Source organism: Sphingomonas sp. Leaf412, assembly GCF_001425405.1.
In the GTDB taxonomy this organism is placed as follows: domain Bacteria; phylum Pseudomonadota; class Alphaproteobacteria; order Sphingomonadales; family Sphingomonadaceae; genus Sphingomonas.
Genome location: NZ_LMQP01000002.1, coordinates 385,564 through 399,934 on the forward strand (window position 1 = coordinate 385,564; position 14,371 = coordinate 399,934).

Below are 14,371 nucleotides of genomic sequence, written 5' to 3' on the forward strand. Positions count from 1 at the left end.
GATCAGGGCTTGGACGTGCTGGCGTCGGCGGGAACCGCGGTGAGGGGGAGCAGCGCCGGCGGCGCCTCGTCCAGCAGGTTGCGGGTGAAATAGTCGCGCAGCTTGCGCCAGAAGAACGGCTGCGCGACGCGATGCGTGGTGTTGGGCAGGATCACCAGGTCGACGTCGCGCTTCGCCCGGATCAGCGCGTCGGCCAGCCGATAGCTTTCGGTGACGGGCACGTTGTCGTCGATGTCGCCGTGGATCAGCAGCAGCTTGCCCCGCAGGTTGGCGGCGACCGACATGTTCGAATTGCGCTCCCACGTCGCGGCGTCGGCGGCACCCATCGACACCTCGGGCCACCACGCCTTGTCCAGGCGCAGGTCGTGGTTGCCCGACGACGCCACCGCCACCTTGAAGAAGGCCGGGCGCCGCAGGATGAAGCGCGCGGCGTCGTACCCGCCCGCCGACCCGCCGAAGACGCCGACGCGCGTGATGTCCATGTAGGGATAGCGCGCCGCCATCTGGCGGATCAGCGCGATATGGTCGTCGATCCCGACCTCGCCCAGGTTCTGGAACGCAGGCAGGCGGAACGCCTGGCCCCGGCGCGACGTGCCGCGGCCGTCGATCATCACGACGATCGCGCCGAGCTGCGCCACGCTGTTGCCCACGGCCGACACCGCTTCTGCCCAGCTGGCCGGCACCTGGGTGGTCGTCGGCCCGGTGTAGACGTTGTCGATGACCGGATAGCGGCGGCGCGGATCGAAATTGGCCGGCCGCAGGATCATGCCGTAGATCGGCGTCCTGCCGTCCGCGGCCACGCCCCGGAACGGTTCGGGCGCGGTGAAGCCGCCCGCGAACAGCGGGCCGGGATCGGCGCGGCTGATGTCGCGCAGGATGCGGCCCGTCTCGGTATCGCGGATCACCACGCGCGTCGGCACGGTCGGACTGGACATCGCGTCGATCGCGTAGCGGCCGTCGTTCGACAGCGTGATCTCGTGCTCCAGCGGCTCCGGCGTCAGCAGGACGGGCTGGCTGCCGTCCAGCGTCACCCGGTACAGCGCGCGCCAATAGGGATTGCGGTCCTTTTCCCGGCCCACGCCGGTGATGAGGATCGACCGGCGCACCGGATCGATGTGATCGACCGAGACGACCTCCCACTCCCCCCGCGTCAGCGGGTGGCCGCCATCGGGGGCGTCGGGCGTGACCAGATAGAGCTGCGCCCAGCCCGACCGTTCGGAGATCGACAGTTCGCCGCCCAGGTCGGGCACCGGGATCAGCGCGCTGGACGTCACGGTCACGACCGGCTTGATCGCCTCGCGCGCGATCACCGTCGCCGCGCCGGTCGCGGCGGCGAAGCGATAGACGATCTGCTGTCCGTAACCGCGTTCGGTCCAGACCAGCCGTCCCTCATCCTCGCTGATCCAGCCCATGTCGGGTTCCGACGGATACAGCATCGCCTCGGGCGGGACCGCGACGGGCACGATCGTCGCCTTGCCCTTCTTCAGCGCCGCCGCGACGTCGATCGCCAGCCGCGACATCATCGGCAGCCGTGCGGCACCGGCGAGCGGATAGATATAGCGGAAGCTGCGCGGATAGAGGCTGCCGGGCGGGTTCTCCTGCGTCATCGACAGCGGGACGACGCCGCGCGTGTCGAGCCGCCACGTCAGGATGCGGTTGCCGAACGGCGACCAGCGGACCGATACCGGCATCACCGGATCCTCAATGCCCTGCTTCAGGATCTCGGGCAGTTGCGGTACGCCGCGGCCATAGGGCTGTTCGCGCGTGCCGTCGGTGGTCAGCGCGACCTCGCGCCCGGTCTTCACCTCCTGCGCGACCAGGTTGAAGTCGCGCGCGACGACGCGGAACCGGCCATCGGGCGACAGGCCGGTGGCGCCGAGGGGGTCGCCGGTCGTCGATTCCGCCAGCGTCCCGTCAGCGCGCAGCGTCCAGCGCCTGCCATCGGCACCGAATTCCAGCGTATCGGTATCGGGGATATAGTCGGGCTGGCCGACGAACAGGTCGGCGGCGGGGATCGTCCGGCCGGTCGCGGTCGACAACGACGCCGCCAGCGCGGCCTCGGTCACGATCGTGCGGGTCGCGCCGGTGGCGAGGTCGAGGTAGTCCAATGTGCGCGCCGTCCCCGTTCCGCCGCGAAACAACACGCCCTTGCCGTCCCGGTCGAAGCGCGCGCGCAGATCGCGATTGGCGACCAGCGTGTCCAGATTGCCGCCCAGGTACAGGTCCGCCCGGCGATAGCGTTCCTCGATCGGCGGCAGCGGGGCGGGCGCGGCGGGCGCGGCGGCGTGGGGGGCGACAGTTGCCGCGGGGCGTGGCCGTGACGACGCATGGGCCGGACCGCCCTCGGCCGCACAGGCCGCCGCCACCAGAAACATCGACATCGTCCGAACGGTCACGGGCCTACTCCTGCGCACCCAGTTAAACCAATCGGCCGGACGGGCGTCAACGATATTATACGGTATATAGTCAGATGTCGCTGCAAAACGATTGTTCTGGCTGCGGGAAACCTGCAAGTGTCGCGAGATGAACGATTATATGTCGGATCGGACATTCGCGCTGCGATCGCCGGGGCGGAACCGGCTGCGCGTGCAGGGTTCGTTGGCACAGCAACTGGCGGTACGGATCCTGCGCGGCGACCTGGCACAGGGTCACCTGTTTCCCGGCGAGATCGAATATAGCGCGCAACTGGGCATTTCGCGATCGGCGCTGCGCGAGGCGTTCCGCATCCTGGCGGCCAAGGGCCTGGTCGACAGTCGGCCGAAGGCGGGGACGCGGGTCAATCCCCGCCGGGAGTGGAGCCTGCTCGATCCCGACCTGCTGGCCTGGCAGTTCGAGGCGGAACCCACGCTGCAATTCCTGCGCGACCTGTTCGAACTGCGCATGGTCGTGGAACCGTCGGCGGCGGCGTTCGCCGCGTTGCGCCGCAGCGACGCGCAGGTGGCGGAGATGGGCGAGGCGCTGGACGTGATGGCGCAGCACAGCCTGGCCGGCGAGGTCGGTCGCGCCGCCGACCAGCGGTTTCATACCGTCATGCTGGAGGCCACGGGCAACGAAGCGATCATCGCACTGTCCAGCACCATCATGGCCGCCATCGCCTGGACCACGATCTTCAAGCAGCGCAAGCGCGCGCTGCCCCGCGACCCGATCCCCGACCATCGCGCGCTGCACGAGGCGATCGCGCGGGGGGACGCCGCCGGGGCGGGGGACGCGATGCGCGAACTGCTCAGGCTCGCGCTGATCGACACCGAGATTTCGATGAGCGAAGACTGACGTCGGCCGATCGCCGATCCCGCTCGCCCCAGTCGGCGAGCGACATCAGTGGTTGTCGCGCGGCAGCCCCCGGGTCTGCGCGATCCGCTGATACTTTTCCGCGCCTTCCAGGATCGCGCCGGTCTGCATCTGGCCGACCACCGACCGCTGCATCTCCTGCCACGGCGTCTGCGAGGCGGGATAGGCATAGCCGCCGTCCTGAATCAGCGTCTGCCGACGCGCGGCGAGTTCCTCCGCGTCGATCAGCACGTCGGCGGTCCCCCGCGCCAGGTCGATCCGCACGCTGTCGCCGGTGCGGATCAGCGCCAGGCCGCCCATCGCCGCCGCCTCTGGGCTGGCGTTCAGGATCGACGGACTGCCGCTGGTCCCGGATTGCCGCCCGTCGCCGATGCAGGGCAGGGCGTGGACACCTTCGCGGATCAGATAGGCTGGCGGGCGCATGTTGACGACCTCGGCGGCACCCGGATAGCCGATCGGGCCGGCGCCGCGCATGAACAGCAGGTGGCGATCGGTGATGCCCAGCGCGGGGTCGTCGATCCGGGCGTGATAGTCCTCCGGTCCGTCGAACACGACCGCCGGCCCCTCGAACGCGTCCGGATCGTCCGGATCGGACAGATAGCGGTCGCGGAATTCGCGGCTGATGACGCTGGTCTTCATGATCGCGCTGTCGAACAGGTTGCCGCGCAGCACGATGAAGCCGGCATCCTCCTTCAGCGGCGTGGCGAACGGGCGGATGACGCGGTCGTCCTCGATCGTCGCATCGCGGCAATTGTCGCCGATCGACCGGCCGTTCGCGGTGATCGCATCCTCGTGGATCAGGCCCTGCTTCATCAGTTCGGCGACGACCGCGGGAACGCCGCCGGCGTGGTAATAATCCTCGCCCAGATACTCGCCGGCGGGTTGCAGGTTGACCATCAACGGCACCTTGTGGCCGTGCGTCTGCCAGTCGTCGATGGCCAGGTCGACCCCGACATGGCGCGCGATCGCGGCAAGGTGGATCGGCGCGTTGGTCGATCCGCCGATCGCCGAATTGACGACGATCGCGTTCAGGAACGCGTCGCGCGTCAGGATGTCGCTGGGCTTCAGATCCTCACGAACCATGTCGACGATGCGCTTGCCCGTCAGATAGGCGACCTCCTGGCGGTCGCGATAGGGCGCCGGGATCGCGGCGGATCCGGGCAGCTGCATCCCCAGCGCTTCCGCCAGGCTATTCATCGTCGTCGCCGTCCCCATGGTGTTGCAATAGCCGGTCGACGGCGCGGACGAGGCGACGAGCTTGATGAAGCCCTCGTCGTCGATCGCGCCCGTCGCCAGCAGCTCGCGCGCCTTCCACACGATCGTGCCCGATCCGGTCCGCTCGCCCTTGTGCCAGCCGTTCAGCATCGGGCCGACCGACAAGGCGATGGCCGGGATGTTCACGGTCGCCGCCGCCATCAGGCACGCCGGCGTCGTCTTGTCGCATCCGATCGTCAGCACCACGCCGTCGAGCGGATAGCCGTACAGGACCTCGACCAGCGCCATGTACGCCAGGTTGCGGTCGAGCCCCGCGGTCGGTCGCTTGCCGGTCTCCTGGATCGGATGGACCGGGAATTCCAACGGGATTCCGCCCATCTCGCGGATGCCGTCGCGCAACCGGTCGGCGAGGACCAAATGATGGCGATTGCAGGGGGACAGGTCGCTGCCGGTCTGCGCGATGCCGATGATCGGCTTGCCCGATCGCAGTTCGTCCAGGCTCAACCCGAAGTTCAGATACCGTTCGAGGTACAGCGCGGTCATGTCGATATTGTCGGGATTGTCGAACCAGGCGCGCGAGCGGAGCTTCGGGGCGGGGGTGTCGGACATCGGATCGCAGGCTTTCGGTCAGGGAAGGGGATCAGCGCGCCGTGGTCAGGCGATAGATCATGCGGTGGTGATAGGGCTTGCCCGGGTCGACGCGGGCCGAGGGGAATGCCGGCTGGTTCGGCGTATCGGGAAACTTCTGCGGCTCCAGCGCGATGCCGTCGCCCATGCGGTACAGATGCCCCGACTTGCCGACCAGCGTACCGTCGAGGAAATTGCCGGTGTAGACCTGCAATCCGGGCTCGGTGCTCCACACCTCCAAGACCCGGCCCGACACCGGATCGGACAGCCGCCCGGCCAGCTTGGGCTGCGCGGTCAGTCCGGCGTCGATCACGAAATTATGGTCGTAGCCGCGGCCCGCGACGATCTGCGGATCCCGCCCGTCGCGAATGCCGTTCGAAATCGTGCGGCCGCGGGTGAAGTCGAACACGGTGCCGGCCACCGGCTTCCTCTCGCCCGTCGGGATCAGCCTGACGTCCACGGGGGTGTAGCGTGACGCGGGCATCATCAGGCGATGGCCCAGGATGCCGTTCGCCGAGCCTTCGCCGCCCAGGTCGAAGATCGCATGGTTGGTCAGGTTGACGACGGTCGGCTTGTCGGTCTTCGCATCGAAATCGATCGTCAGCGCGCCATTGTCGTCCAGCGCGTAGGTAACGGTGACGTCGAGCTTGCCGGGGTAGCCCTGGTCGCCGTCCGGGCTGGTCAGGGCCAGCGTCACGCTGGCGCTCGGCCCCGATCTGACTGACACGATGCGCCACAACTGCCGGTCGAAACCGCGGGTGCCGCCGTGCAGCGAATTGGTCTTGTCGTTCCGGGTCAGCTGATAGGTGTGACCGTCCAGCCGGAAGGTGCCGCCGGCGATGCGGTTGGCGTAGCGGCCGACGGTGACGCCGAAATAATTGGGCGTGTCGACATAGCCCGCCAGATCGTCGTGGCCGAGCACCACGTCGGCGACCTTGCCCGCCCTGTCGCGCGACTTCAGCGATTGCAGCGTGGCACCATAAGCGATGATCCGCGCGCTGGTGCCGCGCGCGTTCGACAGGGTGACGGCGTCGACGACGGTGCCGTCCTTCAGCCGCCCGAACCCGGCGCGCTGTGCGGTAGCGGCGGATGCCGGGGTCGCCATCGTCACCAGCGCCGTGCCGACCACCGCGCCTCCCACGACGCGCCATAGCGCCGACGCGCCTCGTGCCTTCGCTCGCATCGAACTCTCCCCCAACTTGGCCATCCTACGTTCGTATACACTCATACATTGGAAAATGGGAAGACTGTCCGATCGGCTATGTCGCGCGCCTAACATCACGACCTATCTTGCCTCACCCTCGCGCATGATATAGCGTCCGATAGTATACTGTCAGACGATCAGGCGAAGAAAATGCGATCGGCGGGCGTGGCGCGTCGGATCGACGCTTCGGCCGACTTCGCCTGACTGCCCGGGGCCCGCACTGCGAACGGCACAGCCGTCGCCGGGCGGGTCCGCGACCTGCGAGAGGACCGACATGACGATTTCCCTGGTACAGTTTCGCGACGGCGCGACGCGCGGCGTCGCCGCGATCGGTGCCGACGGCATCGCGCGCCGCGTGGACGATGCGACGACCACGCTCGACCTGGCGCAGCGCGCGCTGGCGGCGGGTACGACCCTGGCGGACATGGTGGCACGGGCCGGGGCCGGGACGCAGATCGACCTGTCGGCCGTCACGCTGCTCGGCCCGATCGACCATCCCGACACCGCGCACCTGCTGATGACCGGGACGGGCCTGACCCATCTCGGCTCGGCCGAAGGGCGCGACAAGATGCACCGCGCGATGGACGAGGCCGCGCACCAGACCGATTCGATGAAGATGTTCCTGATGGGTGTCGAGGGCGGCAAGCCCGAGGCGGGCACGGTCGGCGCCCAGCCGGAATGGTTCTACAAGGGCGACGGCGCGGCGCTGATCGCGCCGGGCGCGGCGATCCCCTCGCCGGACTTCGCGCTGGACGCGGGCGAGGAGCCGGAACTGGCGGGTATCTACCTGATCGATGCCGACGGGACGCCCGTGCGCCTGGGCCATGCGCTGGCCAACGAATTCTCCGACCACGTCACCGAACGCGGCAATTACCTGTGGCTGGCGCATTCGAAGCTGCGACCGGCGGCGCTCGGGCCGGAACTGCTGCTCGGCGACCTGCCCGCCCATGTCGCGGGGACGAGCCGGATCCTGCGCGACGGTGCGACGATCTGGGAAAAGCCGTTCGTGTCGGGCGAGGCGAACATGTCGCACAGCCTGGCCAACCTGGAACACCATCATTTCAAATATCCCGGATTCCGTCGCCCCGGCGACGTGCACGTCCACTTCTTCGGCACCGCCACGCTGTCGTTCAGCGACGGGGTGACCACGCAGGAGGGCGACGTGTTCGAAATCACCGCCGCACCATTCCGCCTGCCGGTGCGCAACCCGATCGGCCGCGCCGCGCCGGTGGCCGTCGTCGTCAAGGCGATCTGATGACGCTTCGCATCGCCGTCGTCGGCCTGGGCAAGATCGCGCACGACCAGCACCTGCCCGCCATCGCCGCGTCGCCGGACTTCGACCTCGTCGCCGCCGCCAGTCTCGAGGGCGGCGTCGACGGCGTTCCGGTGTTCCGCACGATCGACGACCTGCTGGCGTCCGACATCGCGGTCGACGCCGTCGCGATGTGCCAGCCGCCGCAGGCGCGCTACGACGCCGCGCTGACCGCGATCCGCGCGAACAAGCACGTGCTGCTGGAAAAGCCGCCGGGTGCGACGATGGCGGAGTGCGAGGGGCTGGTCCGCATGGCGACCGCGACGGGCACGACGTTGTTCGCGGCGTGGCACTCGCGCTATGCGCCGGGCGTGGCGCCGGCCAGGGCGTGGCTGTCCTCGCGCAGGATCCTGTCCGCGGCGATCGTGTGGAAAGAGGATGTCCGGCGCTGGCATCCCGGACAACGATGGATCTGGGAGCCGGGCGGCCTGGGCGTGTTCGATCCGGGCATCAACGCCTTGTCGATCGCGACGCACATCCTGCCCGGGCATATCGTGCTGCGCGGCGGTACATTGGACGTTCCGAGCAACCGGGCGGCGCCGATCGCGGCCGACCTGACGCTGGTCGACATGGACGGCGCGCCGATCTCGGTCGTCTTCGACTGGCGCCAGACCGGCCCGCAGACCTGGGACATTTCGGTCGAAACGGCGGACGGCCGGCTCGAACTGGAACGCGGCGGCGCGGCGCTACGCATCGCGGGCGAGGACCAGTCGCTGCCGGCGGAGGCCGAATATCCCCGCCTGTATGCGCATTTCGCCGACCTGATCCGCGCCAAGGCCAGCGACACCGATCGCAGCCCGCTGCGGCTGGTGGCCGACGCGTTCCTTCGTGCGCGCCATGTACCGGTCGCGCCGTTCGACGATTGACAGCGGCGGCAGTTTCGACATTATCGTATACAGTATTCCGGAGAAGTGCCTGTGGTCCATAGCAGCCGTCGTGAATTGATGCTCGGAGCCGTGGCGGTGGCGCTGGCATCGGGATCCGCCGCGGCGACCGGCCGCGCACTGGGGGCGGCGGCGTCGCGCCTGCCGGCGAAGGCGCGGCCGCTGCCGCTGTCGGCCGTGCGGTTGCGTCCGTCCGACTATGCCACCGCGGTCGAGGCCAATCGCCTGTACCTGCACCGGTTGCAGCCCGACCGCCTGCTGCACAATTTCCGCAAATATGCCGGGCTGGACCCGAAGGCGCCGATCTACGGCGGGTGGGAAAGCGATACGATCTCCGGCCATACGCTGGGCCATTATCTGACCGCGCTGGTGCTGACCCATCAGCAGACGGGCGATGCGGAGATGCGTCGCCGCGCCGACTATATCGTCGACGAACTGGCCGAGGCGCAGGCCAGGCGCGGGACCGGCTATGTCGGTGGCCTCGGGCGCAAGCGGAAGGACGGCACGATCGTCGACGGCGAGGAGATCTTCCCGGAGATCATGAAGGGCGACATCCGCTCGGGCGGGTTCGATCTCAACGGGTCGTGGGCGCCGCTCTATACGGTGCACAAGCTGTTCGCCGGTCTGCTCGACGTCCACGCCGCCTGGGGCAATCCCACGGCGCTGGCGGTGTCGAAGGGGCTGGGCGGCTATTTCGAGAGGACGTTCGCCGCGCTGAACGACGACCAGATGCAGACGATGCTCGGCTGCGAATACGGCGGACTGACGGAAAGCTTCGCCGAACTCTATGCGCGCACCAACGACCGGCGCTGGCTGGTGGTCGCCGAGCGGTTGTACGATCGGCGCGTGCTGGACCCGCTGGTGGCGGGCGAAGACAAGCTGGCGAACTTCCACGCCAACACCCAGGTGCCCAAACTGATCGGCCTGGCGCGCCTGCACGAGCTGACCGGCAAGGAGGCGCCGGGCAAGGCCGCGCGGTTCTTCTTCGACACGGTGACGAAGCATCACAGCTATGTGATCGGCGGCAATTCGGATCGCGAATATTTCTCGCCGCCCGACACGATCGCCGACCACATCACCGAAGCGACGTGCGAGCATTGCAACACCTACAACATGCTGAAGCTGGCGCGTCATCTGTACGGTTGGCAGCCGGACGGCGCGCTGTTCGATTATTACGAACGCGCGCACCTGAACCATGTGATGGCGGCGCAGGATCCCAAGACGGCGGGCTTCACCTACATGACGCCGTTGATGAGCGGCGCGACGCGCGGCTATTCGACCGTGGCCGACGACGGTTTCTGGTGCTGCGTCGGATCCGGCATGGAAAGCCATGCCAAGCACGGCGATTCAGTGCTGTGGGAGGGGGACGGGACGCTGATCGTCAACCTGTATACCCCGGTCGACGCGACCTGGGCCGCACGCGGCGCGCAGGTGACACTCGACACGAAATATCCGTTCGAACCCGAATCCCGCCTGACGCTGGCCAGACTGGACAAGCCGGGCCGCTTCTCGATCGCGTTGCGCGTGCCCGGCTGGGCCGCGGGGAAGGCGGCGGTGACGGTCAACGGCGCGGCGGTCGAACCGGCCGTCGAGCGCGGTTATGCGATCGTGACGCGCAAATGGAAGGCCGGGGATGTCGTGGCGATCGTGCTGCCGCTCGACCTGCGGATCGAATCGACGCCCGGCAATGCGGACGTGATCGCGTTCCTGCGCGGACCGCTGGTGCTGGCGGGCGATCTGGGGCCGGGCGAGGGCGACTGGACCGGGGTCGAACCGGCGATGGTCGGCGCCGATCTGCTGGCGGGGTTCACGCCGGTCGATCCGGCGCGCGCGACCTTCGCGACGAAGGGCGTGGTGCGTCCGGGCGACCTGACGTTCGTCCCCTTCTATCGCCAGTATGATCGCCGCAGCGCGCTGTATTTCAAGCGCTTCACCGATGCCGGCTGGAAGACCGAGGAGGCGGCGTTCCTGGCCGATCAGGCCCGGATGAAGGATATCGCGGCGCGATCGGTCGACACCATGTTCCTGGGCGAGATGCAGCCGGAGCGCGACCACGATCTGACGTCCGAGCAATCCTGGCCGGTCAGCTATCGCGGGCGCAACGGCCGCGACGCGCGGTCGGGCGGCTTCTTCGAATTCACGCTGAAGACGCGAGCCGGGCCGCTGATCCTGCAAGCGACCTATTGGGGCGATGAACGCGGTCGGGATTTCGACATCCTGGTCGACGACGTCAGGGTCGCGACGCAACGGCTGGCGAACGACAGGCCGGGCAAGTTCATGGACGTCGAATATCCGCTCGCGCAGGCGCTGACCAAGGGCAAGGACCGCATTCGCGTCCGGTTCGTACCGCATGATCGCAGCACCGCCGGGCCGGTGTTCGGCGTGCGCCTGTTCACCGCCAAGCCCGTCCCGACGGCGTGACCGCGCCTGCGTGTCCGGGCGGGCGGTCGACGCGCGATGCAATTCGCACGCTGGTGGCGGCGTGCAGCGTCGCGGGGCTGGCGACGGCGGCCATCGTCGCGATGCCGGCGGCGGCACAGGACTCCGTATCGCGGGATGGCGATGCCCAGTTCAAGGCGCTGTACACCTCCGAATACGCCTGGCGGCAGGGGCAGCAGGCGCCCGGCGAGGATCGCCCCGCCACCGCGGGCGCGCGGCTGCCCGACGTGGGGCCCGCGACGCAGGCGGCGAAGCTGGCGCGGTGGACGCAGGTCGCGGCCCGGCTCGCCGCCATCCGGCCCGAGGCGCTGAGCCCGGCCGCGCGCGTCGACTATGCGGTGTACAAGGGGCAGATCGATGCGCTGCTGTCCGAACAGCGCTATCGCGATTACGAGAAGCCGCTGAATTCGGACACCAGCTTCTGGGGCGAGGTCCTGGAATGGTCGCGCGGCACGTTCCGCACCGCGGACGACTATCGCAACTACATCGCGATGATGCGCGAGATCCCGCGCTATTTCGCCCAGCAGAGCGACAATATGCGCGCCGGTCTGCGGCGCGGCTTCACACCCGCGGCCGTGACGCTGACGGGTCGCGACATCGGCGTGGCCCAGGTCGCGGAAGCGGCCACGGTCGAGGCATCGCCCTATTACGCCCCGTTCACCGCGATGCCGGCGTCGATCCCGACAGCGACGCAGGCCGCGCTGCGGGCCGAGGGCGCGGCGGCGATCCGCGACGCCGTCGTACCCGCGCACGCCCGCCTGCTCGCGTTCCTGCGTACCGAGTATATCCCCGGCGCGCGCACGACGATCGCGGCCCACGCGCTGCCCGACGGAAAGGCGTACTACCGGTCGAAGGTCGCCGAGTTCACCACGCGCGACCTGACCCCCGAGCAGGTCCATGCGATCGGCCTGGCCGAAGTCGCGAAGATCCGCGCGCGGATGCTGACCGTGATGCGGCAGGTGGGGTTCAGGGGCGACCTGCCCGCGTTCCTGACGTTCCTGCGCACCGATCCGCAATTCTACGCGACAACGCCGCAGGAGTTGCTGAACCGTGCGGCATGGCTGGCCAAGACGTTCGACGGCAAGGCGTCGACGTGGTTCGGGCGGCTGCCGCGGAGCCGCTTCGCGATAAAGCCGGTGCCCGACGATCTGGCGCCGTTCTACACCGGGGGGCGGGGCGGGCCGGGCATCTACCTGGTCAACACGTACAACCTGCCCGCGCGCCCGCTGTATTCGCTGCCCGCGCTGACGCTGCACGAAAGCGCGCCCGGCCATGCGATGCAGATGCCCCTGGCGGCCGAGAACACCGCCCTGCCGCCGTTCCGGCGGGACGCCTATCTGTCGGCCTATGGCGAGGGATGGGCGCTGTATTGCGAGGCGCTGGGCGAAGAGATGGGGATGTACGCGACACCGTACGAGGTGTTCGGGATGCTGAGCTACCAGATGTGGCGCGCGGCGCGACTGGTGGTCGATACCGGCATCCACAGCCAGGGCTGGACGCGGGAGCGCGCGCAGGCGTTCCTGCGCGACAACACCGCGCTCGCCGATCACGAAGTGACGACCGAGGTCGATCGCTACATCGCGTGGCCGGGACAGGCGCTGAGCTATTACATGGGCCAGCTGGCGATCCAGAACGCGCGCGCCCGGGCCGAGAAGGCGCTGGGGCCGAAGTTCAACATCCGCGCCTTTCACGACGCCGTGCTCGAACTCGGTTCGGTGCCGTTGCCGGAAATCGACCGTCGCATCGACCGCCTGATCGCCGACGGTGGTCGCGGCCCCTATCCCGACGAGGAGTGACATGAAGCCTGGCCTGATCCCCGCGGCGTGCCTGCTCGCCCTGTCCGCCGCCGCCCCCGCCCAGCGGGGCACGCCGGTCGTGAGCAAGGGGAACCCGATCCTGTCCGACGGACGCTATTACTCGACCGACCCGGCACCGCTGGTCGACGGTGACACGCTGTGGATCCTGGCCGGTCGCGACGAGGCGCCTGCCGACGTCAACGACTTCATCATGAAGGAGTGGCAGCTGCTGTCGACGACGGATCCGGCGTCGGGGAAATGGACGCATCATCCCGCCATCGCCCGGCCCGAGGCCGTGTTCGAATGGGCCGAGCCGGGCCGCGCCTACGCCGGGCAGATCGTCAAGGGAGCGAACGGCAAATTCTATCTCTACGCCCCCGTCCTGGAGCGCGGGGGCGCGGCCAAGGACCGGTTCGCGATCGGCGTGGCGGTCGCCGACACGCCGGTCGGCCCCTGGACCGACGCGCACCCGGCCGGCCCGATCGTGTCGCAACGGACGCCGCAGCCCAACGACATCCAGAACATCGATCCCAGCGTCCTGGTCGACGACGATGGGCGGGTGTATCTGTACTGGGGCACGTTCGGCCAGATGCGTGCGATCGAACTCGAACGCGACATGGTCACGACCAGGGGCACGCAGAAGCGCATCGATGGCGTGGACGGGTTCTTCGAGGCGCCGTGGCTGATGAAGCGCAACGGCACCTATTACCTGCTCTACGCGGCGAACAATGCCGGTCCGGATTCGGCCTGCACCCCCGCGGTCTATCACGCCTGTATCGCCTACAGCACCGCGACGTCGCCGATGGGGCCGTGGACCTATCGCGGCGTCATGCTTAAGCCCGTGTCCTCGACGACGTCGCACCCCGGCGCGGTCGCGTTCAAGGGCAAGTGGTATCTCGCCTATCACACCGCCGACGCCGCGGGCGGCGGGCATTTCCGCCGTTCGGTGGCGCTCGACCGGATCGAGTGGGACGACAGCGTGACGCCGGCGCGAATCCGTATGGTCGTGCCGACGCGGCTGCCCCAGCCGGCGGCGGCGGCGACGCGCAACGTGGCCGGCGCGGCGGTCGCCGCCGCCTCCAACGAACCGATTCCGGTGCAATATTGGATCAGGGCGCTGAACGACGGGATCGTCAAGAACGCGCCGCTGCCGCCCGATATGTGGGGCAACTGGAACGGCGCGATGCCGGCGCGAAGCTGGATCGAATATCGCTGGGCGAAGCCGGTGACGATCAACGGGTCGCGGATATGGTTCCATGCCGACCAGCCCGCCGGATCCGGCGTCGGCGTGGCACCGCCCAGGGGCTGGCGGATCGAATATTGGGATTCGGGAACGAAGGCGTGGAAGCCGATGACCGGGGCGTCCGGCTACGGCACCACGCCGGGGGCGTATCAGGACACCAGTTTCGCGCCGGTCACGACGCGGTGCGTCCGCGCGACGTTCGACGCCTCCGCCGCGAACGGCACCAACGCCGCCGTCGCGGTGCAGGAGTGGCAGGTCCTGGCACCGACGGCCGCGCGTCCGGTGACGCCCGGTCGCGGGAGCGCCATCGCACCGTGTGGGTGAAGGGGAAGGGAGATCCCGGCACGACGGCGGATGATCGAC

9 protein-coding genes are annotated in these 14,371 nt (G+C 68.7%); 6 read left to right on the forward strand and 3 right to left on the reverse strand.

Going from position 1 to position 14,371, the window contains the following annotated elements:
- Nucleotides 1-2 precede the first annotated feature (2 nt).
- Nucleotides 3-2,381: a S9 family peptidase gene (locus tag ASG29_RS06285; protein WP_156457906.1), complete on the reverse strand. Its 2,379-nt coding sequence runs from the start codon at nt 2,379-2,381 to the stop codon at nt 3-5.
- A 154-nt stretch (nt 2,382-2,535) separates the two neighbouring features.
- On the opposite strand from ASG29_RS06285, the gene ASG29_RS06290 reads away from it, so the two are divergent.
- Entirely contained in the window at nt 2,536-3,270 is a 735-nt protein-coding gene (locus tag ASG29_RS06290) for a FadR/GntR family transcriptional regulator (protein ID WP_235532801.1), read from the forward strand.
- A gap of 45 nt (nt 3,271-3,315) precedes the next feature.
- On the opposite strand, the gene ASG29_RS06295 is transcribed toward ASG29_RS06290, so the two are convergent.
- Nucleotides 3,316-5,112 (reverse strand): IlvD/Edd family dehydratase, encoded by a 1,797-nt coding sequence (locus ASG29_RS06295; RefSeq protein ID WP_055981783.1) that lies wholly within the window; start codon nt 5,110-5,112, stop codon nt 3,316-3,318.
- A 31-nt stretch (nt 5,113-5,143) separates the two neighbouring features.
- The gene (locus ASG29_RS06300; protein WP_055982346.1) at nt 5,144-6,235 is read right to left on the reverse strand and encodes an aldose epimerase family protein; all 1,092 of its coding nucleotides are present in this window, start codon (nt 6,233-6,235) and stop codon (nt 5,144-5,146) included.
- Nucleotides 6,236-6,608: 373 nt separating this feature from the next.
- Here ASG29_RS06300 and araD1 point away from each other — a divergent pair, with 373 nt between their 5' ends.
- From araD1 to ASG29_RS06325, 5 genes are all read left to right on the forward strand, one after another.
- Entirely contained in the window at nt 6,609-7,589 is a 981-nt protein-coding gene (gene araD1, locus ASG29_RS06305; RefSeq protein WP_055981788.1) for an AraD1 family protein, read from the forward strand.
- A complete protein-coding gene (locus tag ASG29_RS06310) occupies nt 7,586-8,512 on the forward strand; it encodes a Gfo/Idh/MocA family protein (protein ID WP_200932388.1) in 927 nt (308 codons plus the stop codon). The genes araD1 and ASG29_RS06310 overlap by 4 nt, the downstream gene beginning before the upstream one ends.
- A 78-nt stretch (nt 8,513-8,590) precedes the next feature.
- Nucleotides 8,591-10,951, forward strand: a complete 2,361-nt coding sequence (locus ASG29_RS06315; RefSeq protein WP_055981793.1) for a glycoside hydrolase family 127 protein — start codon at nt 8,591-8,593, stop codon at nt 10,949-10,951.
- 101 nt (nt 10,952-11,052) lie between these two features.
- Nucleotides 11,053-12,765, forward strand: coding sequence for a DUF885 domain-containing protein (locus tag ASG29_RS06320; RefSeq protein ID WP_082515792.1), 1,713 nt, complete (start codon nt 11,053-11,055; stop codon nt 12,763-12,765).
- A gap of 1 nt (nt 12,766) precedes the next feature.
- A complete protein-coding gene (locus tag ASG29_RS06325; RefSeq protein ID WP_055981798.1) occupies nt 12,767-14,332 on the forward strand; it encodes a family 43 glycosylhydrolase in 1,566 nt (521 codons plus the stop codon).
- Nucleotides 14,333-14,371: the final 39 nt, after the last annotated feature.

Bases quoted from the DNA above. Each gene is read 5' to 3' on its own strand.
- ASG29_RS06315 (WP_055981793.1), top strand. From the start codon at position 8,591: ATGCTCGGAGCCGTGGCGGTGGCGCTGGCATCGGGATCCGCCGCGGCG.
- ASG29_RS06300 (WP_055982346.1), bottom strand. From the start codon at position 6,235: ATGGCGACCCCGGCATCCGCCGCTACCGCACAGCGCGCCGGGTTCGGG.
- araD1 (WP_055981788.1), top strand. From the start codon at position 6,609: ATGACGATTTCCCTGGTACAGTTTCGCGACGGCGCGACGCGCGGCGTC.
- ASG29_RS06290 (WP_235532801.1), top strand. From the start codon at position 2,536: ATGTCGGATCGGACATTCGCGCTGCGATCGCCGGGGCGGAACCGGCTG.
- ASG29_RS06325 (WP_055981798.1), top strand. From the start codon at position 12,767: ATGAAGCCTGGCCTGATCCCCGCGGCGTGCCTGCTCGCCCTGTCCGCC.
- ASG29_RS06320 (WP_082515792.1), top strand. From the start codon at position 11,053: ATGCCGGCGGCGGCACAGGACTCCGTATCGCGGGATGGCGATGCCCAG.
- ASG29_RS06285 (WP_156457906.1), bottom strand. From the start codon at position 2,381: ATGTCGATGTTTCTGGTGGCGGCGGCCTGTGCGGCCGAGGGCGGTCCG.
- ASG29_RS06295 (WP_055981783.1), bottom strand. From the start codon at position 5,112: ATGTCCGACACCCCCGCCCCGAAGCTCCGCTCGCGCGCCTGGTTCGAC.